At 54.7% G+C, this 25,314-nt stretch carries 25 protein-coding genes and 1 pseudogene; 17 read left to right on the top strand and 9 right to left on the bottom strand.

Features of this window, described 5'->3' with window-relative positions; all coding sequences use genetic code 11:
• Positions 1-40 precede the first annotated feature (40 nt).
• Both E3E36_RS05430 and E3E36_RS05435 read left to right on the top strand, forming a co-directional pair.
• Positions 41-787: a KaiC domain-containing protein gene (locus E3E36_RS05430; protein ID WP_167894271.1), complete on the top strand. Its 747-nt coding sequence runs from the start codon at positions 41-43 to the stop codon at positions 785-787.
• Between the two features lie 22 nt (positions 788-809).
• Positions 810-1,334, top strand: a complete 525-nt coding sequence (locus E3E36_RS05435; protein ID WP_167894819.1) for a hypothetical protein — start codon at positions 810-812, stop codon at positions 1,332-1,334.
• On the opposite strand, the gene speD is transcribed toward E3E36_RS05435, so the two are convergent.
• Positions 1,335-1,751, bottom strand: a complete 417-nt coding sequence (gene speD / locus E3E36_RS05440; RefSeq protein ID WP_167894820.1) for an adenosylmethionine decarboxylase — start codon at positions 1,749-1,751, stop codon at positions 1,335-1,337.
• A 335-nt stretch (positions 1,752-2,086) separates the two neighbouring features.
• On the opposite strand from speD, the gene E3E36_RS05445 reads away from it, so the two are divergent.
• The 15 genes from E3E36_RS05445 (at position 2,087) to E3E36_RS05515 (ending at position 17,664) form a co-directional block, all read left to right on the top strand.
• Positions 2,087-3,004 carry a protein translocase subunit SecF gene (locus tag E3E36_RS05445; protein ID WP_167894272.1) on the top strand — a complete coding sequence of 306 codons (918 nt, stop codon included), beginning with the start codon at positions 2,087-2,089 and terminating at the stop codon, positions 3,002-3,004.
• Positions 3,001-4,524: a preprotein translocase subunit SecD gene (locus E3E36_RS05450; RefSeq protein WP_167894273.1), complete on the top strand. Its 1,524-nt coding sequence runs from the start codon at positions 3,001-3,003 to the stop codon at positions 4,522-4,524. Before E3E36_RS05445 ends, E3E36_RS05450 begins: the two co-directional genes overlap by 4 nt.
• The gene (locus E3E36_RS05455) at positions 4,524-5,216 is read left to right on the top strand and encodes a TrkA family potassium uptake protein (RefSeq protein ID WP_167894274.1); all 693 of its coding nucleotides are present in this window, start codon (positions 4,524-4,526) and stop codon (positions 5,214-5,216) included. Before E3E36_RS05450 ends, E3E36_RS05455 begins: the two co-directional genes overlap by 1 nt.
• Before the next feature lie 146 nt (positions 5,217-5,362).
• Complete coding sequence (locus tag E3E36_RS05460) at positions 5,363-5,674, top strand: V-type ATP synthase subunit H (RefSeq protein WP_167894821.1); 312 nt, start codon at positions 5,363-5,365, stop codon at positions 5,672-5,674.
• Between the two features lies 1 nt (position 5,675).
• Positions 5,676-7,661 carry a V-type ATP synthase subunit I gene (locus E3E36_RS05465; RefSeq protein ID WP_167894275.1) on the top strand — a complete coding sequence of 662 codons (1,986 nt, stop codon included), beginning with the start codon at positions 5,676-5,678 and terminating at the stop codon, positions 7,659-7,661.
• A gap of 15 nt (positions 7,662-7,676) precedes the next feature.
• Entirely contained in the window at positions 7,677-8,165 is a 489-nt protein-coding gene (locus E3E36_RS05470; RefSeq protein WP_167894276.1) for a V-type ATP synthase subunit K, read from the top strand.
• A gap of 37 nt (positions 8,166-8,202) precedes the next feature.
• Complete coding sequence (locus E3E36_RS05475) at positions 8,203-8,814, top strand: V-type ATP synthase subunit E (RefSeq protein ID WP_167894277.1); 612 nt, start codon at positions 8,203-8,205, stop codon at positions 8,812-8,814.
• 5 nt (positions 8,815-8,819) lie between these two features.
• Positions 8,820-9,920: a V-type ATP synthase subunit C gene (locus tag E3E36_RS05480; RefSeq protein WP_167894278.1), complete on the top strand. Its 1,101-nt coding sequence runs from the start codon at positions 8,820-8,822 to the stop codon at positions 9,918-9,920.
• Positions 9,917-10,225: a V-type ATP synthase subunit F gene (locus tag E3E36_RS05485; RefSeq protein WP_167894279.1), complete on the top strand. Its 309-nt coding sequence runs from the start codon at positions 9,917-9,919 to the stop codon at positions 10,223-10,225. The genes E3E36_RS05480 and E3E36_RS05485 overlap by 4 nt, the downstream gene beginning before the upstream one ends.
• A 6-nt stretch (positions 10,226-10,231) precedes the next feature.
• The gene (locus E3E36_RS05490; protein ID WP_167894280.1) at positions 10,232-11,989 is read left to right on the top strand and encodes an ATP synthase subunit A; all 1,758 of its coding nucleotides are present in this window, start codon (positions 10,232-10,234) and stop codon (positions 11,987-11,989) included.
• A gap of 5 nt (positions 11,990-11,994) precedes the next feature.
• A complete protein-coding gene (locus E3E36_RS05495) occupies positions 11,995-13,386 on the top strand; it encodes an ATP synthase subunit B (RefSeq protein WP_167894281.1) in 1,392 nt (463 codons plus the stop codon).
• 29 nt (positions 13,387-13,415) lie between these two features.
• Positions 13,416-14,069 carry a V-type ATP synthase subunit D gene (locus tag E3E36_RS05500; protein WP_167894282.1) on the top strand — a complete coding sequence of 218 codons (654 nt, stop codon included), beginning with the start codon at positions 13,416-13,418 and terminating at the stop codon, positions 14,067-14,069.
• 45 nt (positions 14,070-14,114) lie between these two features.
• Complete coding sequence (locus E3E36_RS05505) at positions 14,115-15,338, top strand: DHHA1 domain-containing protein (protein WP_167894283.1); 1,224 nt, start codon at positions 14,115-14,117, stop codon at positions 15,336-15,338.
• 107 nt (positions 15,339-15,445) lie between these two features.
• Positions 15,446-16,480 carry an ABC transporter permease subunit gene (locus E3E36_RS05510; protein ID WP_167894284.1) on the top strand — a complete coding sequence of 345 codons (1,035 nt, stop codon included), beginning with the start codon at positions 15,446-15,448 and terminating at the stop codon, positions 16,478-16,480.
• Positions 16,477-17,664 (top strand): ABC transporter permease, encoded by a 1,188-nt coding sequence (locus E3E36_RS05515; protein WP_167894285.1) that lies wholly within the window; start codon positions 16,477-16,479, stop codon positions 17,662-17,664. The genes E3E36_RS05510 and E3E36_RS05515 overlap by 4 nt, the downstream gene beginning before the upstream one ends.
• On the opposite strand, the gene E3E36_RS05520 is transcribed toward E3E36_RS05515, so the two are convergent.
• The 8 genes and pseudogenes from E3E36_RS05520 to E3E36_RS05550 all read right to left on the bottom strand — a co-directional run.
• Positions 17,653-18,909, bottom strand: a complete 1,257-nt coding sequence (locus tag E3E36_RS05520; protein ID WP_167894286.1) for an ABC transporter permease — start codon at positions 18,907-18,909, stop codon at positions 17,653-17,655. The two genes, E3E36_RS05515 and E3E36_RS05520, sit on opposite strands and share 12 nt — an antisense overlap.
• A complete protein-coding gene (locus tag E3E36_RS05525) occupies positions 18,906-19,973 on the bottom strand; it encodes an ABC transporter permease subunit (protein WP_167894287.1) in 1,068 nt (355 codons plus the stop codon). Before E3E36_RS05525 ends, E3E36_RS05520 begins: the two co-directional genes overlap by 4 nt.
• 151 nt (positions 19,974-20,124) lie before the next feature.
• Positions 20,125-20,940, bottom strand: coding sequence for a 7-cyano-7-deazaguanine synthase (locus E3E36_RS05530; RefSeq protein WP_167894288.1), 816 nt, complete (start codon positions 20,938-20,940; stop codon positions 20,125-20,127).
• A gap of 30 nt (positions 20,941-20,970) precedes the next feature.
• On the bottom strand, positions 20,971-21,669 hold the full coding sequence (locus tag E3E36_RS05535) for a hypothetical protein (protein WP_240911772.1): 699 nt from the start codon (positions 21,667-21,669) through the stop codon (positions 20,971-20,973).
• A 46-nt stretch (positions 21,670-21,715) separates the two neighbouring features.
• The gene (locus E3E36_RS05540; protein ID WP_167894289.1) at positions 21,716-22,999 is read right to left on the bottom strand and encodes an ABC transporter permease; all 1,284 of its coding nucleotides are present in this window, start codon (positions 22,997-22,999) and stop codon (positions 21,716-21,718) included.
• A complete protein-coding gene (locus E3E36_RS13190) occupies positions 22,992-23,627 on the bottom strand; it encodes an ABC transporter permease subunit (RefSeq protein WP_342764395.1) in 636 nt (211 codons plus the stop codon). The genes E3E36_RS05540 and E3E36_RS13190 overlap by 8 nt, the downstream gene beginning before the upstream one ends.
• A complete protein-coding gene (locus E3E36_RS13195) occupies positions 23,621-23,995 on the bottom strand; it encodes a hypothetical protein (RefSeq protein ID WP_240911773.1) in 375 nt (124 codons plus the stop codon). Before E3E36_RS13195 ends, E3E36_RS13190 begins: the two co-directional genes overlap by 7 nt.
• 411 nt (positions 23,996-24,406) lie before the next feature.
• Positions 24,407-25,303: pseudogene (locus E3E36_RS05550) on the bottom strand (radical SAM protein); the annotation flags it as partial.
• Positions 25,304-25,314 lie beyond the last annotated feature (11 nt).

Genomic DNA, 25,314 nt, shown 5'->3' on the forward strand with positions numbered 1-25,314 from the left:
CATAATGATAACTAAAGGTAACTAAAGGGGGTGGCGCCCGGTGATAAGGCGAGTGAAGACGGGCATCCCCGGGATGGACGAGGTACTCCACGGGGGGATTCCGGAGAGGAACGTCGTCCTTCTCAGCGGCGGTCCGGGAACTGGAAAGTCGATATTCAGCCAGCAGTTCATATGGAACGGCCTCCAGATGGGCGAGCCGGGCATCTACGTGGCCCTTGAGGAGCACCCGGTTCAGGTGAGGCAGAACATGGCCGGGTTCGGCTGGGACGTTCGGAAGTACGAGGAGGAAGGTCTCTTTGCCATGGTGGATGCCTTCACCGCGGGGATAGGTAAGAGCAAGGAGTATGAGAGGTACATAGTTCACGATTTAACCGATATCAGGGAGTTCATCGACGTCCTCCGGACGGCGGTTAAGGACATCGGAGCTAAGAGGCTCGTCGTTGACTCCGTTACGACCCTCTACATCAACAAGCCTGCGATGGCTAGGAGCATCGTCATGCAGCTCAAGAGAGTTTTGGCTGGATTGGGAGTCACGAGCATCTTTGTGAGCCAGATAAGCGTTGGTGAGCGCGGCTTCGGCGGGCCGGGTGTTGAACATGGCGTCGACGGCATAATCCGCCTTGACTTCGACGAGATTGACGGCGAGCTCAGAAGGAGCCTTATAGTTTGGAAGATGCGCGGGACGAGCCACTCCATGAGGAGGCACCCCTTTGATATAACTGACAAGGGAATAGTTGTCTACCCCGACAAGATCCTCAAGAGGAAGGCGATAGTCGAGGTTGAGTGAAAACTGGAAGGGGGTGATGGAAATGGAGGTTCCGCTGAACCCGATCGGGAGGGAGGAGATACACAGGCTGGAGAGCCTCCTCCTGTTTGCGACCCTTTTCAGGCCGGAGGTCATAGAACTGATAAAGGATCCGGCCGAGAGGCTGACCTGGGTCGACAGCTTGGCCGTAGCGGCTGGAGCGATAGCCAGAGAGAAGGCCGGCATGACGGTCAGGGAGATGGCGGAAGAGCTCGGCAGAACCGAGGCCACCATCAGGAAGCACCTCAAGGGCGAGACCAAGGCCGGACAGCTCGTCAGGGAGACCTACGAGCTCATAAAGCAGGGCAAGCTCGATGAACTCGTCAGGAACATCGAGGTTCTTGCCAAGGGCGGCCAGGTGGTAGCCATAGAAGAGTACGAGAAGCTCAGGAGGGAGAAGGAGGAGCTTGAAAAGAAGGTCATGAAGCTCGAGGAGGAGAACCGCGAGCTCAGGGCGAAGATCGAGAACATCAAGAGAGTACTGGACGACGCCCTGGAGAGGATAAAGGGAATAGAGAAGCTCCTCTGATCAGTTCTTTCCGTTCTTTCTCAGGCTCTCTTCCCACGTAAGGATCATGTGGGTGTAGGTCTCGTCGTCCTCTTCAATGCCGCGCTTTATCTCGGAGACGTGGGCGTACTTGGCCTTGAACTGCTCCAGGATGTAGTCGACGGCCTTCTCCGGGTCTGCCTTGGTGCCGCAGGTGTAGACGTCCAGGGCAGCATAGCCCTTCTCCGGCCAGGTGTGCACCGAGATGTGGCTCTCGGCGACGATGACGACCCCACTGACCCCGCTTGGGGAGAACTTGAAGAAGTAGCTTGACTTGACCTCCATGTTGCTTATCTTTGCCGCCTCGAGGAATATCCGCCTTATCCTGTCAGCGTTACTGAGAACCTCAGGATCACAGCCAGCAGCCTCGACAACGTAGTGGAACCCTATCGTCTCGATCTCGACCATGGCTCTCACCTCTTGTTGTCCCTATTACGAACCCTTTTTAAAGTTAAGCCCTAAAGCGGAGAGTTGTGAACGGGCTGTTTTGGTGTTGAACTGTTATGGATTGGCCTGGAATGGATTGAACGGAAATTTGCGGGCGGTTATTGGAATTTTCCGAAAGCTGTGGGTTATTTGCCCCTATGTCCGATTTGAAGGCGTTTTCATGGGTGTGCTTGCACACGGTTTAAGTATGCTCACTGGTGGCCATTTTTAGCCGTGAACCACTAATTTTAAAACCCGCACTTCCAACTAACCACAAGTCCACATAAAACTCGCGAAGGGGTGAAGGTATGTCGAAGCCTAAAGTCAAGGGAAGGCCCACCGCCGGCGAGTCCGTGCGGGCAAAGAAGATGGAGAAGCTGAGTTTTCTGGCCGAGATGGAATACAGGAACATGATTCTGTACCCACTGGTGGTTTTCATAATAGCCCTGCTCATCCTGGCGGTTCACTTTCCGACTCTCGGGATAGACCTCCAGGGAGGAGTGGTCGTCACGGCCTACGGCGTGGATGCCAACCCGGACGAGCTCGCCAAGTATATAGGGGACAGGCTGGGGGTTGATGTGAGGGTTGAGAGCTTCACGGGCGTTGATACGTCCGGAGTCAGGGTCTACGCCCCTATCGGGGTGGATCCGGTCAGGGTAATAGACATTATGAAGGAGAGGTATCCGGACGCGGAGTACACCCACAGCGAGGTTCAGCCCACCTTTGGAAAGATAGCCCAGCAGCAGGGCATCAAAGCCCTAGTCTTTGCGTTCCTGGCCATGGCCGTTGTCGTCTTCCTGTTCTTCAGGAACCTTGTGCCCTCCCTCACGATAATATTCTCCGCCCTTTCGGACATGACCATAGCGGTCGCCATGATGGGCATATTCGGGATAGAGCTCACCACGGCAACCATAGCGGCCCTTCTGATGCTCATAGGTTACACTGTCGACAGCAACATACTCCTGACCACAAAGCTCCTGAGAAGGAAGGAGGACACAATTGAAGATGCCTACCTGACCGCGGTCTCCACGGGGTTCACGATGAGCACCACCACCCTGGGCGCCCTGCTGGTGCTGTGGGTCATATCCACTTCCCAGACCATTGACAACATAGCGATAGTCCTGATCTTCGGCCTGCTCGCGGACTTCATGAACACGTGGGTTCTCAACGCGGGTGTGCTCAAGTGGTACCTTTTCAGGCAGATCGGATGGGGTGGTAAGGAATGAGGAGACGGACGAAGAGGCTCCTTCTCAACTGGAGGATAATCCTGCTCACGCTGGTTCTCATCGGGTCGATCACGGCCCTCGTGGTTAAACCCCTCACTTTTGGAATAGACATAGCCGGTGGCGTTGCCATAGTGGCCCAGACCGAAAAGCCGGTAGACAGCGACACGATGCAGCTGGTCGTTGATTCCCTCCAGAAGAGACTCAACACCCTGGGACTTAGGGATATAACCGTCGAGGCCCAGGGAGACCAGATAGTGCTCATAAAGGTCGCAAACGTAACCACCGCCGAGGAGGCCAACCAGATAAAGTCGGTCATAATGAACCAGGGTGTCTTTTACATGGAGTTCAACGGAGTCATATTCGGCACAGGGAAGGACATAATCTATGTTGGAAATCCTGGAGTAAAACCCGACAACAGCTGGAGCGTCCCCTTCAGGATATCAAAAGCCGCGGCGGAGAAATTTGCCGAACTTGCCAAAGGCAAGGTTGGGTGGCCAGTTGACATGTTCCTTGATCCTCCAGTGAACTCTCTGATGGTCGTCCCGGAGAGCGTCTACAAGACCATGAACAGCTCCGAGTTCAACGCCAACGCCCCGGAGGCTCCCACACTCCTGGAGAGGATCAGCAAAGCATTCAACGTGACTGCCGTTGTCTATACCAACCAGACCGCGGATGAGATAGCGAAGCTTGCCCAGGGCAGGGACAGGATAGTGCTGGTGGACGTTCCCCAGGATCTCAAAACTCGGCTTGAAGAAATGAACTTCACAGTTTCATATATTCCAAGGAATCCGGGAGAAGATAATCAAAAGATAATCCGTGATGCCCTTGGTCTCTACGGGCCGTACTCCCTGGGTGAGGGCCTTACAGTCGGAGAGGCCCAGCAGGACGTCCAGATCACGGGACGTGCGGCCACAATGGAAGAAGCTAGGACTGAGGCTAAAAATATTTATACCATTCTTAAAAGCGGTTCCCTTCCGGTCAAGCTCAACGTCGTTGGCATGGAGTTCATCTCGCCCAGGCTCGGTGAGGGCTTCAAGAACCAGGCCCTGTACGCCGGTGTGGGCGCGCTGATAGCCGTTCTCCTCATAGTGTACTTCCACTACCGGAACCTCAGGATAGCTATCCCCGTGGCGAGCACGAGCCTTTTCGAAGTCATCATTATCCTCGGCTTCGCTGCCCTCATAAACTGGAACCTCGACCTGCCCAGCATAGCGGGTATCATCGCGGCCATAGGTACGGGTGTTGACCAGCAGATAGTCATAACCGATGAGCTTCTGAGCGGGGAGAGGAGCACCAGGATAACCCGGCGCGCCAGTGTGCTTAAGAGGATGGGAAGGGCGTTCTTCGTCATCTTCGCCGCCGCAGCAACGACTATAGCCGCCATGAGCTTCCTGCTGGTATACTTCGTCGGAACTCTGAAGGGCTTCGCCTTCACCACCATCCTCGGCGTCCTGATCGGGATCCTCATAACCAGGCCTGCCTACGCCGAGATAGCAAAGTACCTCCTCGGTGAGGACTGATGTTCGTCGTAATAATGGGTGCAGGGAGGGTCGGCTACCTCGTGGCCAAGATGCTCGAGGAGGACGGCCACGACGTCACCATAATAGAAATGAACAAGGAGCGTGCCAAAGAGCTCTCCCTGCTCATCAACGGCCTCGTCATTGAGGGCGACGCGACGGATCCGAAGACCCTTGAGGAGGCCAACATAAAGCAGGCCGACGCGTTTGCGGCTTTAACGGGCAAGGACGATGCCAACCTGCTTGCCTGCATACTGGCGAAGCACCTCAACCCAAAGATCAAGACGTCGCTCAGGATAAGCAACCCCCAGAACAGGCGCATCTTTGAGGAGGTAACGGACCTTAAGAGGTACTTTGATTTCGTCATAAGCCCCGAGGAAATAGCGGCAGAGTACATAAGCAGAAACATAGTCACGCCGGGCTTTGACAGGGTTCTGTTCCCCAAGGAGGGCGCCGAGATAGTGCGCTTCATGATAGACGGAGACAGCGACATAGCCGGGAAACTGGTCAGGGACATACGGCTCCCCAGGGACGCCCTTATGGTGGCGGTCTACGACGAGAAGGGCAACCTGATAATACCGTCCGGCGACACCAAGCTCCCCGAAAAGGGACAGCTCATAATCTTTGCTAAGAACAGTGTCCTTGACGATGTGAAGAGGCTCCTGGAAAAGAAAAAGCCGGAGAAGAAGGGCTAACATGATATTTTTTTTCAACTTTTGTGTCCGATCATCACTTTTTTTCGCAGGATATACGAAGCTGAGGCCAAAAACTATTTAAACCAATTAGGGAAGCCAAAGTTGGCGTGAGGGAGACCTGTTTTAGGGTCATTGGGGGGCTAATCATGGAGGACGTCATCAAACAGATTGTGGATGCCGAGAAGCGGGCCGAGGAGAGGATTGAACAGGCCAAGGAGGACGCTAAGGCTATTGTCCTCAAAGCGAGGGAGGAGGCCAAGCTCCTCGAAAAGAAAATAATCGAGGACGCCGAGAAGAAGGCCATGGAGCTCGTTGAGAAGGCCCGCGCCGAAGGCGAAGAAGAGGCCAGAAAGATCCTTGAGGAGGGCGAGAAGGAGATCGAGGGCCTCAAGGTCAGGGCCACCAACAACTTTGAAAAGGCGATCTCTGCGGGAATAGCGCTCGTGAGAGGGAGCTAAGATGTTCCGTCCGGAGGAGATGGTAAAGGTAGAGGTCATAACCCTCAACAGGTACAAGGACTCCCTCCTCACGTACCTCCACGAGCATGGGGCCGTTGAAATAAGGGAGATCGATGTTGACGTCGCCCAGAAGGACTCACCCAACGAGTACCACCGCAAGGCCGCCTCGTACAGCATAACGATTTCGAGGCTCGTCGACTTCCTCAAGGCCTACAGAAAGACCTCCGGTGGGGGGATAAAGGGTTTCATCTTTCCGAAGGAAAAGGCGAAGAAAAAGTACCGCTACGAGGGCATCGAGAAGCTCATAAAGGACGTTGAAGCGTTCCTTGCCCAGGTCGAGCCCGAGATAAAGGCTGTGGAAGGCAAGATAACCACGACTCAGGCCGAGATAGAAAGGATCAAGCAGGACATTGCCGTGCTTGAGCTCCTGTCTTCGATTGACCTTGATGTTTCCTACCTCAGGCCTACGGATATGCTCGAAATAGTTGTCGGAACCGTTGACAGGAACAAGTTCGGGCCGCTTGTTGAGGAAGTCCGGCGCATCACTGAGGGCAGGATCGTAGTGGTTTCAAGGGAGTTCAAGGACAAGGTTTTGGCGGTTTTCGCCTTCCTCAGACGGGACTACGATAAGGTAAACCCCGTCCTCGCCAAGTACTCCCTGGAGAGGGTGGAGATCCCGGAGGGTGCGGGGACCCCGAGGGAACTTATTGCCGAATACGAGGAGAGGCTTCGCAGGAAGGAGGAGGAGCTTGAAAACGCCAGAAAGGACGCCCAGATGCTGGCCGAGAAGTACTACGACGACGTGGTTTTCTACAGGGAGCTCATGGAGAACGAACGTGACAAGGCATCTGTTCTCCCGATGCTGGCCAGAACCAACATGACTTTTGCGCTGACTGGATGGCTTCCCAGGAGCAGCGTTCAGGACGTGCTTAGTGGCCTCAGGAAGATCACAGGGGGGACCGTTTACATCAATATCCGCGAACCTGCCGAGGAGGAGCTCGACGAGGTTCCGATAAAGCTGAGGAACCCTGCATGGGCCAGGCCCTTTGAGATGCTTACCGAAATGTATGGAATGCCCAAGTACAACGAGGTCGACCCTACACCGATAATAACCTTCACGTACTCGTTCTTCTTCGGTTTCATGCTCACGGACTTTATGTACGGCCTTATCATAGGCATAATAGCTGCACTCCTCGTTAAGGGGCACAGGAAGTTCAACGACGGCACCTACAAGTTCGCCTACACACTCCTGTGGAGTGCCGTTTTCACGATGCTCATGGGAATAGTATTTGGCAGCTATTTCGGTAACGCCCTCGACATGGCGGGCTTCACCGTTCCGAGGGTCTGGGACACCTTCACCGACGCCCTCGTAGTCCTCCAGCTTGCACTGGCGATAGGCCTTGCCCACCTCTTCACCGGCTATACCGTGGGCTTCATTGTCCGCTTTAAGAACGGAGACAGGATCGGTGCAGTGACCGAGCAGCTTTCATGGATGCTGGTGATAGTCGGTGTCACCATGCTGGCACTCAGCCTCAGCAACCCTGCACTGGGTATCCCCGGAAAGGTGCTCTTCGGCCTGGGCTTTGTGCTCTTCATGGTGTCTGAGTTCATGAGCGACCTTCCTCTTCCGATGAAGCTTCTCATGACGATCTCGGACTTCTTCGGCTTCGTCGGTAGCTGGCTCAGCTACGCAAGGCTCATGGCGCTCGCACTGGCGACTGCGGGAATAGCGATGGTCATCAACATCCTCACCCAGATGATATGGGGCATAAGCATAGGTCCCGTTCCAATCGGCATAGTCATAGGCCTCATACTTTTTATCGGCGGCCAGCTGTTCTCGGTTGCCATCAACGCCCTCGGGGCGTTCGTACACTCGCTCCGTCTCCAGTACGTTGAATTTTTCGGGACGTTCTACTCAGGTGAAGGTAAACCCTTTGAGCCCTTCAGGGCAAAAAGAGAAGTTTCCGAGCTGGAGTTTGAAGCTTAAGGAGGTGCATGAAGGATGGATCCGATAGTTTACGTATCCCTTGGTGCGGCCCTTGCCGCTGGAATAGCCGGAGCGGCTTCAGCGTTCGGTGTTGGGATAGCTGGAGCAGCCGCGGCCGGAGTAGTCGCAGAGGACGAGAAGAACTTCAGGAACGCCCTCATCCTTGAGGGCCTGCCGATGACCCAGAGCATCTACGGACTGATTACGCTGTTCCTCATCCTGATGGTCTCGGGAATCCTCGGCGGTGGCTTCAAGTTCACCGACCCGAGCAACATGGACAACATCGTCAAGAGCGCTATACTCCTTGGAGCCGGTCTCACCGTTGGCCTCACCGGTCTCTCGGCCATACCGCAGGGCATCATATCAAGCGCCAGCATTGGTGCCGTTGCTAAGAACCCGAAGACCTTCACCCAGGGAATCATCTTCGCCGCTATGGCCGAGACCATGGCAATCTTCGGTCTCGTCGGTGCCCTGATAATGATCGTCACCGGAGTCGGCTTCTGACTCCGTCCAACTTTCTTTAATTCAAGGGGGAAGGAGGATGGAAGGGGCAGAGCTGATCATTCAGGAGATAAACAGGGAGGCCGAGCAGAAAATACAGTACATACTCAGTGAGGCCAAAGACGAGGCGGAGAAGATCAAGGCCGAGGCCAGGAAAAGGGCCGAGGCGAGGGCCGAGTGGATACTCAGGAAGGCCCAGACCCAAGCCGAGACTGAGAGACAGCGCATAATAGCAAACGCCCGCCTTGAGGTCAGAAAGAAGCGCCTAGAGGTTCAGGAAGCCCTCATTCAGGAGGTAATTTTGGCGCTCCGTGAGAGGCTCTCGGAGCTCCCTGAGGAAGAGTACTTCCCGATACTCGTTGACCTGGCGGCAAAGGCCGTTGAAGAGCTTGGATCCGAGAGCATTGTTATCAGGTCAAACGGGAGAACGCTGGAGCTCCTTAAAACGAGGTTTGAGGAGTTTGCAGGGGCCCTTGCAGAGAGGGTCGGGAGGGACGTTGAGATCCGCCTCGGGGAGGAGGTGCAGACCATAGGCGGCGTCCTCGTGGAGGTCCCCGATGGGTCGGTCAGGGTTGACAACACCTTTGAGGCCAGGATAGAGAGGTTTGAGAGCGAGCTCAGGGCAGAGATAGCCAAGGCTCTCTTCGGGTGAGGGGAATGGAACCAGGAGCGGTGAGCGGAATACTTGACACGACCCTCGCGGTGGTCTTTACCTGGGTCGGCTACAAGACCGCAAGGATAGTCTGGAAGTACACCCCCTATTCATACCCCAACGCCAGGATAAAGGCAATGGAGGCAAAGCTCCTGAGCGAGCAGAGGTTCAACGAGCTCGCCGAGAGCAGGACGCTCCAGAACTTCGTCGTTGGCTTAGAGGACACCGACTACAAGGACTACCTCTCGGACGTCTCAGGGTACACGTTGGGGGAGATAGAGAGGGCCCTGGAGAAGGCCCTGGCCGGGACTTATGAGCTTATGGTCAAGATCCTCCCGAAGAGGGTGAGCCCGTTCTTTAAGTTGATGCTTGAGGAGTGGGACGTCAGAAACGTGGCGAACGTCGTCAAGGCCAAGCTCTCGGGGGAACCGGCGAGTGATTACGTCATAGAGATAGGCTCAATGCTCCCGAAGGTCAGGGCTATGGCCGACGCCAAGACGATGGAGGAGATACTCGTCATACTCGAGGGCACTCCCTACGAGGAACCGTATCAGAGGCTCATACTTGGTGAGATATCGGCCAAGGAGTTCGAGACGGAGCTCTACAGGATGCATTACGGCAAGCTTCTAGGCTATGCCCTCTCAAAGAAGGACGACGAGAGGATCATCCTTGAGGAGTTCGTCAGGCTCAGGATAGACAGGATCAACCTCCTCACGGTTCTCAGGGCCAAGGCAGCAGGTATGCCTGCGGAGGCGATAAGGCCCCTCCTAATCCCCGGCGGCACCGTGAAACTTGAGCCGCTCATGCACGTCGAGGACCTCAGCATGGCCCTTGCCGAGCTCGATTCCACCAAGTACGGCAAGGTCATCAGGGACGTCCGGGACGAGGTTGAAAGGGATCTGAGCGCCCTTGAAAGGGCCCTTGAGAGGCACATCCTTGAGAGGCTGAACGAGCTCAACAGGTTCTACCCGCTCAGCGTCGCGGCACCGCTCAGCTACATACTCCAGAAGGAGAGAGAAGTGCGGAAGCTCAGGGCGATAGCCAAGCTGATCGAGGACGGGGTTCACCCCGAGAGGATAAAGGAGCTCGTGGGTGATGTCGCATGAAGATAGCAGTGCTTGGGGACAAGGATACTGCTCTGGGATTCAAGCTGGCGGGGGCCCATGAGGTCTACTCCTTTGAGGACACCCCCCTGGACATGGAGAGGCTCAGTAACAAGCTGAAGGAGCTCGTTGAAAGGGGCGATGTGGGTATAATTCTGATAACCGAGAGGTTCCTCCAGAAGGTTGACGTACCTGACGTTGAGCTTCCGATCATCCTTCAGGTGCCGGACAAGTCCGGCTCCAAGTTCGGCGAAGAGGCCATCAAGGAGATAGTTAGGAGGGCAATTGGTGTTGATCTGAAGAGGTGAGGGGAAATGGGAAGGATAATTCGCGTTACCGGTCCACTCGTCGTTGCCGACGGAATGAAAGGCTCGAAGATGTACGAGGTCGTCCGCGTCGGCGAAATGGGTCTCATAGGAGAAATCATCCGCCTTGAGGGAGACAAAGCGGTCATCCAGGTCTACGAGGAGACGGCAGGTATAAGACCGGGCGAGCCGGTCGAGGGAACCGGCGCTTCCCTGAGCGTCGAGCTCGGTCCCGGACTTCTCACCGCGATGTACGACGGTATCCAGAGGCCGCTCGAAGTGCTCCGTGAGCTCAGCGGCGACTTCATTGCTAGGGGCCTCACCGCCCCGGCTCTGCCCAGGGACAAGAAGTGGCACTTCACCCCGAAGGTCAAGGTCGGAGATAAGGTTACCGGCGGCGACATTCTCGGTGTCGTCCCGGAGACCAGCATCATCGAGCACAGAATCCTCGTCCCGCCGTGGGTCGAGGGCGAGATAATCGAGATAGCTGAAGAGGGCGACTACACCATCGAAGAGGTCATAGCCAAGGTCAAGAAGCCGGACGGGGGCATAGAGGAGCTGAAGATGTACCACAAATGGCCGGTTCGTGTCAAGAGACCGTACAAGAGGAAGCTCCCGCCCGAGGTTCCGCTCATCACTGGACAGAGGACGATAGATACCTTCTTCTCCCAGGCCAAGGGTGGAACCGCTGCCATTCCAGGTCCGTTCGGTTCAGGAAAGACCGTCACCCAGCACCAGCTGGCGAAGTGGAGCGACGCCCAGGTGGTTGTTTACATCGGATGCGGTGAGCGCGGAAACGAGATGACCGACGTCCTTGAGGAGTTCCCGAAGCTCAAGGACCCGAAGACCGGGAAGCCGCTCATGGAGAGGACGGTTCTCATAGCCAACACCTCGAACATGCCGGTCGCGGCAAGGGAGGCGTCCATCTACACCGGAATCACCATCGCTGAGTACTTCAGGGACATGGGCTACGACGTCGCTCTCATGGCAGACTCGACGAGCAGGTGGGCGGAGGCCCTTCGTGAAATCTCCGGTCGTCTTGAGGAGATGCCGGGTGAGGAAGGTTACCCTGCCTACCTCGCGAGCAAGATAGCGGAGTTCTACGAGCGTGCCGGCCGTGTAGTCACCCTCGGAAGCGATGAGAGGATTGGAAGCGTTTCCGTCATAGGTGCCGTTTCACCGCCCGGTGGAGACTTCAGCGAGCCCGTCGTCCAGAACACCCTCCGTGTCGTCAAGGTATTCTGGGCGCTCGATGCCGACCTTGCTCGTAGGAGGCACTTCCCGGCAATCAACTGGCTCAGGAGCTACTCGCTTTACGTAGACTCGATACAGGGCTGGTGGGAGCAGAACGTTGACCCCGAGTGGAGGAAGATGCGTGACACGGCAATGGCGCTCCTCCAGAAGGAGGCGGAACTGCAGGAGATCGTCCGTATCGTCGGTCCGGACGCGTTGCCCGACAGGGAGAAGGCGGTGCTCATAGTCACAAGGATGCTCCGTGAGGACTACCTCCAGCAGGATGCATTCGACGAGGTCGACACCTACTGCCCGCCGAAGAAGCAGGTCACCATGATGAGGGTTATCCTCAACTTCTACGAGAAGACCATGGAGGCCGTCGACAGGGGCGTCCCCGTTGACGAGATAGCCAAGCTCCCGGTCAGGGAGAAGATAGGCCGTATGAAGTTCGAGCCTGACGTCGAAAAGGTTGCCGCGCTTATAGACGAGACCAACACACAGTTCGAGGAGCTGTTTAAGAAGTACGGGGCGTGATGCTGATGCCGGGAATGGAGTACTCGACCGTTAGCAAGATTTACGGTCCGCTCATGATAGTCCAGGGAGTCAAGGGCGTCACCTACGGTGAGGTCGTCGAGATAGAGACCGAAAGCGGGGAGAAGAGGAAGGGCCAGGTCCTTGAGGCAAGGCAGGACATGGCCATCGTCCAGGTCTTCGAGGGCACTAGGGATCTCGACATAAAGACCACCCGCGTTCGCTTTACAGGCGAGACCCTCAAGGTGCCCGTCAGCATGGACATGCTCGGCAGGGTCTTCAACGGCATTGGCAGGCCCATAGACGGCGGTCCGGAGATCATCCCCGAGGACAGGCGCGACGTCCACGGTGCCCCGCTCAACCCAGTCGCAAGGGCCTACCCGAGGGACTTCATCCAGACCGGTGTCTCGGCCATAGACGGTATGAACACCCTCGTTCGCGGCCAGAAGCTCCCTATATTCAGCGGTTCCGGTCTTCCACACAACATGCTTGCTGCACAGATAGCGAGGCAGGCGAAGGTTCTCGGCGAGGAGGAGCAGTTCGCCGTCGTCTTTGCCGCGATGGGTATTACCTACGAGGAGGCCAACTTTTTCAAGAAGAGCTTCGAGGAGACCGGTGCCATAGAGAGGGCCGTCCTCTTCCTCAACCTCGCCGACGACCCGGCCATCGAGAGAATCATCACACCGCGTATGGCCCTCACCGTGGCTGAATACCTCGCCTTCGACTACGACATGCAGGTTCTGGTCATCCTCACCGACATGACCAACTACGCCGAGGCCCTCCGTGAGATTTCCGCGGCGAGGGAAGAGGTTCCAGGAAGGCGCGGTTATCCGGGCTACATGTACACCGATTTAGCCACCATCTACGAGCGTGCCGGCCGTGTGAGGGGAAGAAAGGGTTCGATAACCCAGATGCCAATCCTCACCATGCCCGACGACGACATCACCCACCCGATTCCGGACCTCACCGGTTACATCACTGAGGGCCAGATAGTCCTCAGCAGGGAGCTGCACAGAAAGGGCATCTATCCGCCCATTGACGTTCTGCCCTCGCTCAGCCGTCTGATGAAGGACGGTATAGGTAAGGGCAGGACCAGGGACGATCACCCGCAGCTCAGTCAGCAGCTCTACGCGGCCTACGCTGAGGGCAGGTCTCTGAGAGACCTCGTCGCAGTCGTTGGTGAGGAAGCCCTTAGCGAGACCGACAGGAAGTACCTCAAGTTCGCCGACCGCTTTGAGAGAGAATTCGTCGCCCAGCGCTACGACGAGGACAGGAGCATAGAGGAGACCCTCGACCTCGGCTGGGAGCTCCTCGCCGAGCTTCCGGAGAGCGAGCTCAAGCGTGTCAGGAAAGAGTACATCCTCAAGTACCACCCCAAGTACAGGAAGAGGGAGGGCTGACCTCCCCCTTTAACCTTTAGGTGGTCGAGATGGCAGAGCTGCTCAACGTCAAGCCGACCCGTATGGAGCTCCTGAACCTCAAGAGACGCATTAAGTTAGCCAAGAAGGGTCACAAGCTCCTCAAGGACAAGCAGGACGCCCTCATCATGGAGTTCTTTACCATCTACGACGAGGCCCTAAGCCTCAGGGAAGAGCTCGGCAGGAAGATGGAGGAAGCCTTCAAGGCCCTCCAGATGGCAGAGATAGACGTCGGCATGCTCAGACTCAGGGAGATAAGCCTCTCCGTGGAGCCCAACAGGGAGATAGAAATAAAGCGGAGGAACGTTATGGGTGTCTCCGTCCCCCTTATAGAGGCGGAGTCCTTCAGGAGGAGCACCAGCGATAGAGGGTACGCCTTCGTCTCCAGTTCGGCAAAGGTCGACCTCGCCGCTGAGAAGTTCGAAGAAGTCCTCGATTTGGCTGTCCGCCTCGCGGAGGTTGAAGAAACCCTCAAGAGACTCGCCAGAGAGATTGAGGTCACTAAGAGGCGTGTCAATGCGCTTGAATACATCATTATCCCGAGGATGGAAGCTACCGTCAAGTTCATCAAGCAGCGCCTCGACGAGATGGAGCGCGAGAACTTCTTCAGGCTGAAGAGGGTCAAGGCCCTCATTGAGGCCAGGGCCCAGGCCGAGGGTTCCTGACGGCAACCCTTTTATCCCTCCCGCCTATTTTTCTTCGGTGGTGATATGACGGAGAGGCTGTTCTACAAAAACGCCTACCTCTGGGAGGCCGGTGCGAGGATTCTGAAGGTCGAGAAAGAAGGTAAAAACGTTGGGGTTCTCCTCGACAGGACAATATTCTATCCCGAAGGAGGGGGCCAGCCTTCGGATAGGGGTATCATCGTAGGGGAAGGCTTCAAAATCTTTGTGGACAAGGTTCACGGAAAGGATGAGGTATGGCATGAGGGCAGGCTTGAGGGACGCCTTCCGGAGCCGGGAGAACCGGTGAGGCTAATTCTCGATGCCGTGTGGAGATACGAAAACATGCGCCAGCACACCGGTCAGCACATCCTTTCGGCGGTCTTCAAAGATCTTTACGATGCGAACACGACGGGCTTCCAGATATTCGAGACCCACAACAAAATAGAGATCGACTATTCCGGTGAGCTCACCTGGGAAATCATCTACGAGGTCGAGAGGAGGGCCAACGGGATAGTGTGGAAGGACCTGTCCGTTCAAGTTGATGTCTATGAAGAGCTCCCCGACGAGTTGAGAAAGAAGCTCAGAAAGGAGCTCTCGGAAAAGGTTAAGCCCCCGATAAGGATAGTCTCGATCCCCGGCGTCGATGTAATCCCCTGCGGCGGGACTCACGTAAAGAGCACTAAGGAGGTCGGCCTCATAAAGGTCGTCAACTTCTACCGCAAGAGCAGGAAGCTGTGGAGGATAGAGTTTGTCTGCGGGAGCAGGGCTCTGAAGTACCTCGATGAACTCCTGGACGACTACTGGAAGTCCCTCGACGGGATGCCCAATAAGAACAGGCCGCTCGTCGAGCGCGTAATGGAACTTAAGGGCGAGATGGAGGAGCTTGAAAAAGAGAAGGACTCCCTCAGGAAGGCGCTGTGGGAGTGGAAGGCCAAAGCACTGCTTAGCGAGGCTGAGGAAGTCAGGGGCATAAAGGTCGTTGCCCACCTGGAAAAAGCCCCGATGAAGGACGCCCAGGCCTTCGTGGTCCACCTCGTTGACAAGAACCCCGGCACGGTAGCCCTGTTCGTCGGGGAGAATTACGTCATATTCGCAAAGAACAAGGGTGTTGATGGTATTTCAATGAACGAACTTTTGAGAGAGGTTCTCTCGAAGGCTGGAGGTGGTGGGGGAGGAAGTGAAGTCCTTGCCAGGGGCGGAGGGTTCAGGGTTTCTCCGGGGGAGGTTCTCGAGCTAGCCGTTGAGGCTCTCAAACGTCGCCTGGCATGACCCACCTGTTTATCTCCCTTTGAAAGTGTTCAACTTACTTTTATCCCAGCGTAAAACTTTATAAGCGTTGTTGTGAATTTTTATAGTGCATAGTCAGGATCAGTCCGATGGGGCGTGGGACGTTGTCCCTGACGAGGATACTGCTGAGGTACGTCATCGTCACGCTGCTTGTGGCCTTCGTCCTAGGCTATGCGATAAAGGGGGTCACCGAGAAGAGGGCCTACCTCGAAGCCATCGGCTTCTTCCAGTACAATCCGAACGCCCAGAAAGTCGTTGAGGCGGCCGAAAAGCTCGGCATGGATCCCTTCGAGTACTACGTCAAGTACATCGCCCCTAAAAACCATCCGGAGCTCAGGAAATCGACCCTCAGGGTTGGTTTGGAATACATGGGAGCGGTTCTCAGGGATATCACCCGGTTTTCGGGTAAGTACAGCTACTGGAACTACCTCTACGGGACTGTACAGCCCACCTGGGGGTACATATACCGCACCCTGCTCTTCCTAGTCCTAGCCGATGCTTCAGTAGTTCTTTTGGCCCTCTTTCTGGCTTTCAGGGCCGTGAGGAGTGAGCGTTTCTATGGCTTCCTTCAGGTGACGGCGAGGGTCTTCAACGGCATCCCCGTCTGGTTCTTCGTCGTCCTCTTCTTCCTGCTCATAATCTACTCCCCCCTCCCCTCGGATCTCGCGAACGGCATCAAGGGCTCTGGCTGGTCAATGATGGCCTATTTCATCTTCCCCGTCCTTTCGGTGCTCCTCGTGGCCTCGTGGGGACTGGCAGAGGGTATAACAGTCATCATGCGCGAGGAATTTCAGCAGCCCTACGTTGAGGCAAAGAAGGCGATGGGCCTGCCTGAAAGGAGAGTTAAACAGCACGTCGTGAGGGCCTCCATAGTCCCGGTAATGCACGTCTGGCTCCAGAACTTCATCGAGATCCAGACTCTCGTCCTCGTTGTTGACTACCTCTTCAGGCTCAACGGCCTCGGGACGCTCCTCGCTTCGGCACTTATCATTACCCCCGACAGCGTGTTCTTCTATGCCATGACCTTCGCCTTCGTCGTCACCGTGCTGGTTCTCCTCAACTTCATTGTTTCAATGGCCGTTGAGGTTCTCTCGATAAAGCTGGAGCCGAGGGGGTCGTCATGAACCGCAGGAAGGTGGGCGTGCTGATTCTGGTGCTCTTCTTCACGTTCACTGCCGTATCCTACGCCACCCTTGACCGGGTCAAGCTCGACAACTGGGACAACTACCTTTTCTGGGTGGACTACCCAAGAGGGGCGAAGCCGGTCTGGCTGGGGGATTCCTCCAAGACTGTTGCCTTCAGGGGAGGGGTTGATTACACCGTGGTCGAGAAGGCACCATCTAACCTGATCCTCAGGGGAAAGGGAGAGGTCTCGATAACCATATTCCGCCCAGACGGGAGGGTTGTTCATCTTAGGGGAGAGATAAACGGTACCGCAAGCGTGAACTCGAACGTTGACCTCGTCCTCCAGGCCAGGCGCTTCGCCATCGAGGAGCTCGGCCTCAGGAGGGACGACATGGCCTTCATAACGCCCACGCAGGCCCTCTTCATGGACGAGAATCGGGAGCCGCTGAGGGGCACGTACACGGTTCAGGTTTATCCTTCGGGCGTTGAGGCCGTAATAGTCGGCGACACCTACGGCCTCCTTGGCACGGACTACAAGGGAAGGGACCTGTGGGTGGGCTTTGTTGGCTCCACCGTGAACACGCTGGTTTTAGCTTTCCTCACGACGCTCTTCGTGATATTCCTCGGCATTTTTCTTGGGGTCGCCTCGGGCTATTACGAATCGAAGTTCGGCGATGCGGTCTCGGTTGTCTTGGAGGCCCTCAACTCCATCCCTTACCTCCCGCTGGCGATAGCGGTGGTTTTCGTCCTATCTTCTACGGGCCCCCACGGGAAGCTCAAAATGGGGACGGTCGAGCTCGCCGTTATCCTCGCGATGCTCCTCGTCGGGAAGTTCGCAAGCGCGGTCAGGGGCATCGTCATGCACGAGAAGGTGCAGGAGTACATAGAGTCGGCGAGGGCCTTGGGGGCGGGCGATCTGGCCATAATCCTCCGCCATATAATGAGGGCTGTTGTCCCGTACGCCCTCTCCTACTCTACGCTCCTCTTCGCCCAGATGATAGCGGTCATCTCGATACTCGGCCTGTTTCAGATAATTCCCGGCGTAAACTGGGGTTCCTTTGTGGCGGAGGCCTTTGCCCAGAACGCCATCTACACCCTCTGGTGGTGGCCGCTGTCTCCGTCGGTAGCCATAGTCTTGCTGAGCGTGGGGCTGACCCTTTTATCAAAGACTTCATCTGACTGAGAACTCCTCCTCCATGCTGAGGTTTATCAGCACGAAGGCCATCGCAAACACCGCCAGGGCCGCTCCAATGGGCAACACTATCCACCACGCCATGCTGAAAAGCTGGTTCTCGGTTATCATGTTTCCAAGAAGGGTTCCCCAGTTAAAGCCGGGTATGGCTTCAAAGAAGCCCAGCAGGGACACTATGGCCACGACCTTCGGCATCACTATGGAGAACTGGTAGATTGAATACGGCAGGACTGCCCTTGCTATGTGATGCTTCAGTATCCACCACCTCGTGCCCCCGAGGCTCACCGCCGATTCCACATACTCCTTGCTCAGCTCGGTCTCCACCAGGGCCCTGACGTTCCTCGCTATCTTCCCGAAGAGGAGCAACCCAAGGAGAAGCACGAAGCTCCAGAAGGGCACTTCGAGGTGTCCACCGTAGGTGACTTTCCCTGTAATCGGCACCATCATTACCATGACCGGAACCAGGGGGAGTATAGTCGAGAGCTTAGTCAAGCTGTCGGTTATCGTCCCGGCAATGCCCGAAAGGGCACTCAGTACTCCAAGGGTGACTCCTATTACCACCGCCGTCAGACCCACAGCAACCACCATGATCATCGTCTCCCTGAGACCCCACAGAAAGCCCTGCCAGATGTCCCTTCCCGTGGAGTCCGTTCCGAGGATTCCGTAGACCTTTCCGAGTACCCTGACCATCGGCTCGCTCTCCGCCTTTATTTCCAGCAGGTAGGTTCCCTTTTCCGGACCGTTCTTCCCCATGAATATCGGCTGGAGCCCCATGCCGAAAATAAGGTCTGATTCCGTGTAGTTCAGCCCCTTGTCCCGGGCTATCTTCTCTATGACCATAAACATCATGCCGAGCCTCATCTCGCTCCGTGAGAGCCCCTGGTATAAGGTGTACTCTTCCCCGTCGGGGAGGGTCACGTTTATCGTCACGTCTTGGATGGATGTGAAGTACAGTATTATGTCCTGCGGGGGCTCGGAGTAGTGGAAGTCGTACTCGTAAACGTATACGTCCCCTTCGACCCTTGAGGGGGTCAGGTTTTCTGTTGGCGGCAGGTTCTTTCCGAAGACGTTGACCCAGGCGGGAGGGACGAGCTTTGGGTTGGAGGCCCAATACATTTTGATGTCCCAGTTGTCTATGGCCTCCTTGTCTGCTATTTTGGGGCTGATTGCCGCTGCCAGGAGGTAAAACAGAAGTATGCTTGCGGCGATCTTTAGTTTGAGCGGCACCCTTCTCATTCTGGCCCCTCCTTTCCGGTCCTTGGATCGAGGTGTATGTAGAGCGACTCCATCACAACGGCGTTTATGAAGTAGAAGAGCATCATCACGAAGGCCGCGAAGAAAACCCCGTAGCTGTTGTAGTGGAACGTTACTCCGCCTACACCGTGTCCCAGCCTGAAGGAATACACGAGTATCCAGCCCACGCCGTGGATATCGAATATAACCTCCACCACGAACGCGCTCATCATGATCTCCAGGAAGTTGTAGGTGGTAAACGTTAGAAACGCCGGCAACGCCGTCCTCAGAAGCTTTCTCATTATTTTCCTGTCGGGCAGACCCTTGGCCCTGTCATACAGAACGTGCCCCTCGGTACTCTCGAACTTGACGAGGTTCCTGATGTTGAATGCGTACTCCCACACCATTGCAACAACTAGGGTCAGAACAGGGAGCAGGAGCCCGATTACGTATGCTATCGGCATTGCTCCCCCTTCGATTGAAGTTCTCCTCAAGTAGCCCTCAAAGTCTACCGGCAGGAGTGAGACTTTCCAGTACAGCGTGTAGAGGAGCACAACAGCTATGAACCAGGGAGGAATGGCTGAAAATACTGGGGTGAGCACAGATAAAAGCCTATCGGCCCATCCACCTTTGTAACCTGCCCTCAGTCCCAGATAAAGACCGAACGTCAGTATGAAAAGTTCGGTAAGGACTACGAGCAGAAGACTTTTCAGGATGTAGGTGTAGTACTCGTATCCGCCCCGTGTTTTCTCAAGGGGATGGGTGAGGAAATCGTATACAACCTGAAGGTGGTCCTTCATGAGCTGCTTTTTGCTGGATAAGCCCAGGGCATTGATTGCCATCTCTCTAGCCAGCTGTTCGAGGCTGACGTGCTTTTCTATAACCTCCTTGACGCTCTCTGGGAGGTGGCTGACCATGTCGAGGTAGTCCCCGTAGACATCGCTGTTGTACAGCTCCGCGTTGATGTGTCCGAGGACGGCCATGTAGTCGAGAATCAGTACGCCGATTATAAACAGGGTCATGTTTTTGATGAGCACCTGAAGGTACAGATGCCACCTTCTGCGCATTGGTACCCCCCGTTTTACGTTGGTGTAAACTTTTAAAAATCTAATGCATAAAAGTATTAAAGTTATAACAATGGATATTCGAAGAACAAACCTAAAATAACTCGTAACAAGAGGTTACAAATGATGTGCATGTGGCTAGGGATTAAAGGGCTTATTCAAGACCCAAACGTTGCATTACAATCTTTCTCTGGAGCTCCGGGACACTGGGTTTTGACAGTTCCCTTTCGGCTTTCCTCCTGTCCATCAGGCCGTAGCGTACCAGCGCCGCTATACGCCTGTGCTCGAAGCTGTGGCCGTGAACCTCCCAGTAGCGCTCCAGTGCCGGTCCAAGAACCAGGCAGTTGGTGGTATAGCCGGGAAGCTCCGGGAGCTTAAAGGGCAGGCCTTTGAGGATGTTGAACCTTTCCTCCTCTGGCATCATGGAGAGGAGCCTTATCTGGGTTATCCCACCGCTCATCCGTCTGTATGGGTGATGGCCGAAGGGCAGCTCATGGCCGGTTATGATGTAGCGGTAGCCGTTCTTCACCGCGTACTTCCTGAGCTTCTTCATCGTCCTCCTTGAGCAGGCCCTGCAGGGGCTCTGGCCTTTAAGGAGGGCCTCGCGGAATATGTCTGAGTAGTCGTAGCGGAGGAGAGTGAACGGAACTCCCAGGGCCTCAGCGACCCTGCGGGCGTTTTCTATAGCCTCCTCGGCCATAAGCCCGTGGTCGACCATGACCGCCTCAAGCTCGGGAACCCTGTATACTTCCTTTGCCAAGTAGAGTGCAACGGTGCTGTCTTTTCCGCCAGAATATGCCAGTATTGCCCGGTCAACGTCTTTCATGAGTTCCTCAAGTTCGGCGCGGATTTTTTCCCTGTCGACGGGATGCCTTAGATAGACCTGGCATTCCCGGCAGACCGGTTTTCCGTCAATGATGTCTATCTTTGCCGTCCTCTCGTCGTGTATGCAGAGCGAGCACTTGAGCATGGTTAGAGAAAAGAGGTGCGGTTTAAAAGATTATTTGCCCAGCCTTGGGGACTTCGGTTTGAACTTTTTGGGAGCTTTCTTGACCTTTTTAACGGCCTCTTCGGTTTTCTTCTTGCCCTTTCTGGTGGCGAAAAAGCCCACCGTAGCTATGGCGTTCCTCAGCAGTATGCCGCAGTTGTTTCTGGCGATAAACCAGCCGAAGAGCAGTCCAAAGGCCAGCCCGGCGAGCCAGAGGGAGAGGATGATGGTGTTCGCGCTCATGCCGTTTGGACTCAGCGTTACTGACAGGGCTTTGTAGGCGAGGGCAAAGGCGACGACGAAGATCGTTTCTAGCAGTATCGACAGCTTCGTGGCCATCCCGATTATCCCAAGAACGGCGCTGTCGTCGGTATGCTCCTCTATTATCCTCTGGTCGTGGAGGCCGTAGACGAGGGTTCTTGTGATGTTGGCCCCGCTCCTGAAGGCCAAGAAACCAAAGAGGGACGCGGTTAAGCCCACTAAACTCCAGTTCCAAAGTTTTAGAACGGCCCATGCCCCGATTGCCAGCCACAAGAGTGTAAAGAGTCTTTCCCAGCCCCTCTTCTCGTTCTCTGGAATGTTGAGGCGGAGAACCTTCCTCCAGGTCATTCCGGCCAAGCTTCCAAAAGTCCGCATAAGCATTAGAACCAGGTTGATGAAGAGGAAGGCCGTCAGAAACACGAGGGCCAATATCTCACGTATCATTGCCATCCCCAGCTATAAAAAGTAGGTGATGGAATATTTAACGCTTCCCTTCTCAGCGCTCCAAGAAACGCCTTTCTATGTCCCTGGCTATTGCGACGAAGGAGAGTGCCATCAGGCCTATTGAGATGCCAACGGGTAGGATGTGCCACCATGAGAGCCTGTAAACGGTGTTCTCCCTTATGCTCTGGCTCATCAGCGTTCCCCAATTGAATCCTGGAACGACGTTGAAAAAGCCGAGAAGTGTTATCAAAGCTATTATTCCCGGGACGGCGAGGGCGAATTGGTAGAGTGTGTAGGGAATCAGCACCTTTGAGACATGCCTCGTTAGTATCCACCGTGAGCTTCCACCTAGGGCCTTAGAAGACTCGATGTACTCTTTTCTGAGCTCTTCATCCACTATTGAGCGTATGTTGCGGGAGAGGTCACCGACGCTGAGAATTCCGAGCACCACTGCCAAGAGGAGAGGGTCTGTTGATATTGTGTACGTGTAGTCGTTGATGTCGGAGATTATTATGATGAGTCCTATTGCTACCGGAAGGAGTGGCATGACAGTTAAGAGGTTCGAGACAAAGTTGAGAGCCTTTCCAAGCCCACTCGATAGAACGCTGAGCATTCCGAATATCATTGCCAAGCCCATTGCGAAGAGGGCTCCAATAACGGCTATCGCAATTGTTTCCCTCATACCCCACAGATATCCCGCCCATAAGTCCCTTCCAAAATTATCCGTTCCCATGACTCCATAGCTTTCCCCTTGGATATACACCTTTGGAGTCGAGTTGTACTGTCCCAGGGGAGTGAGCACTATCAGGTACGTGCCTTTAACGGGTTCTGGGTTTAGAATGCAGTCCTTTTTGGGCTTGGAAAAGATTACGTTAAGACCGTTCCAGAAGAGGAGTTGACCGGAAGTAGTTTCAACTCCACACTTTTCTCTTGCGATCTCCCTGAGGGCTATTGAATTTCGGAGGTTCAACTCCTTGGGTATGAGGGTGTTCCACATAATGTACTCGTTTCCCTCTGGGTCTTTTATAGTTACACGATAGCTCTCGAACTTATCAAGAACGATTATTATGTCCTTAGGGGCAACCTTATAGTGGAAGTCGTATTTGAAAACGTAGGAGCCGTTTTCCTCGGTTGCGGTCAGCCATTCGGTTTTGGGAAGATTTGTCAGTTTCCCGTACCACTCGGGCGGCACGTTCTTGGGATTAAGGTGCCAGTAAAGAATGTTGTCCCAGTTCTCTATATCCTCGGGATTTACCCGGCTGGGCCCTATCAGAGAGACCGCTATCATTGTTGTGATCACTATTACGGAGAACAGGAGAGCCTTATTTTTAAGCATCTCTCCTCACCCTCGGATCAAGTTTTGAGTAGAGAATCTCCATTACGGACGAGTTTATGAAGTACAGGAACACCATGACTAATGCCACAAAAAAGAGGAGTTTGGGTCTGAAGACAAAGGAGAAGGCAACAACGTGAATTCCCCTCAGATAGCTCCACACGTAGTCATACTGCCTCCCCGCTGACGTTGCAAAGACGTAGCCTATGCCGTTGACGTTGAATAACTTTTCAACCGCCATTCCGTTTACCAGCAGGTTCAGGAAGTTGTAGCTTGTGAAGGTCAAAAACGATGGGAAGACCGTCCTCAGGGGCTTTTTCATTATTTTCCTGTCTGGAAGTCCCTTCAGCACGTCCGCGAAGAAGTGTTCTTCGTGCATCTCCTTTTTCACGAGCGTTCTCACATTGAACGCGTAAATCACGACGTTGGCAAAGGTCAGTGTGAGGACGGGAATCAGCATGGCGTTGAGATACGTTCCGAATCCCAGCTTGTCATTGAGCCTTGCCCTCGCTATATACGTCATGTAGTCTATGGTCGATAAGCCGATTCGCCACCAAAGAATCCAAATAAGAAATACTCCCCAAAACCAGCCAGGAATCGCAGAGAACATCGGAGCTAGAGTGGTCAGGATTCTGTCCGACCACCTTCCATTGTATCCAGCCTTGAGGCCCCAGTAGAGGCCGAGACGAACACGAGCGCCATTGTGAGGGCAAGTATAACCATCGTCGTGAGAATAGCCCCCTCGGGACTTATCTTGTAAATCTCTATAAACTGCTCCCTGGCTTCACTCTCCCTGAACAGGGAGATGGAATATTCGAGGTACTCCTTGGTTCTGTCCAAGCCTTCTCTAAGTGTGAACGGCTTTATCATGATAAACGTGTGCCTGCTTTTCCACTCCCATACCCTGTGCTCTGCTCCGGCAATTATTATCCCGGTTATGATGAGGGCAAGAAACAGTACAACGATGTTACGAGCTATGTATTTAATAGCCCGTGACATTCTATCACCTAACTCAATACGCAGGTTTGAAATTTAAACTTTTCTCTGTCAAGGGTAATAATGGTACTCACTATCTGATATTATGCCCGATTGTCCCGCAGAACTTCCAACACTTAGGGGCTTTCTTCAATCCTTCCTGAAGTGTTCTAAGATACCCTGGGGGACACGACGCTATCTCTCAAAGTACTTCCTGTAAAGCTCCCTCGCTTTCTCCTCACCAACGCCCTTTATCAGCACTTTCCCATCTCTGAAAACTATGACACTCGCTTTGCCATCCGTGAACCTTATACGGCCTCCCTTCAGGGTGTATGTAATCCCCCTGGCCTTTAGCCTTCCTGCGAGTTCATCCAAGTCTATCTCGTCCTCTTTGCTGATTCTAAAGCCCCCATCACAGGTCTCCTCAATCCTTGTCCTCTTCCTCTTCACTATGGGGACAACATCCCTGGCAACGCGCCTCGCGCTGAAGAGTGTCAGCGGGTCCATCGTCCTGTATACCGCCAGCTGACAGCCGCTTATGCGGACATCGATATATTGTCTTGCCTCCATGGCCGTTTTCAGGTACTCCCTTATGCTCTCTGCCCGTTCGAAATCGAGGCCGGCATTTTTCAGCCTCTCGATGTTCAGCTCGTGAACCGTGAGAGGCTGGAGCATCATCTCGTCTATCCCGAGGGAAGCGGCGAGCTCGGCTATCTTTGGAATGTCCTCATCGTTTATCCCGGGCATGAATATCGTCCTGACAATCGAGCGGACGCTTTTGTCCCTTCCGACTATTCTCAGCGCATTTACGACGTTTTCAAACGTGTCGGCGTTAGTTATCATCAAATGCTTTTCCCGAGAGGCCGCGTCAAGGCTTATCATGACCAGATCAAAGTCGAGTTTGCTCCACAGTTCTTCCGTCAGCAGGGAACCGTTGGTCTGCAAATCCAGCCTCGCCTCAGGAAAGCGTTCGCGGAGCATCCTGTTTACTTCGATTATCCTTTTGCTGAGCAATGGCTCACCGTACTGGGAGACCGTTATGGCGTACGGCCTGTCCCAGCCGTAGTAGCCCGGCTTTGGGGCCTTCCCGAGCTTGACCGCGACGTTCGAATAGCAGAATATGCAGTCGTGATTGCACGCCGGGGTGAGCTCGTAGCTCGGGTGGTGGACGGGGTTGGGATTGCTCAAATCTAGCCCCTGACAGCCCTAGCAGTGGGTGGGGAACTTTAAATCCATCACGAACTCCTTTAAGAGCCTTGCCTCTTCGTTTTTCAGTATCTGGGGCTCGACCCCCATGCTCCTCGCGAACGCCTCCCAGCTCATCCGTTTCATTCTCTCACCGG

It is taken from the genome of Thermococcus sp. M36 (genome assembly GCF_012027355.1).
Taxonomy (GTDB): Archaea; Methanobacteriota_B; Thermococci; order Thermococcales; family Thermococcaceae; genus Thermococcus.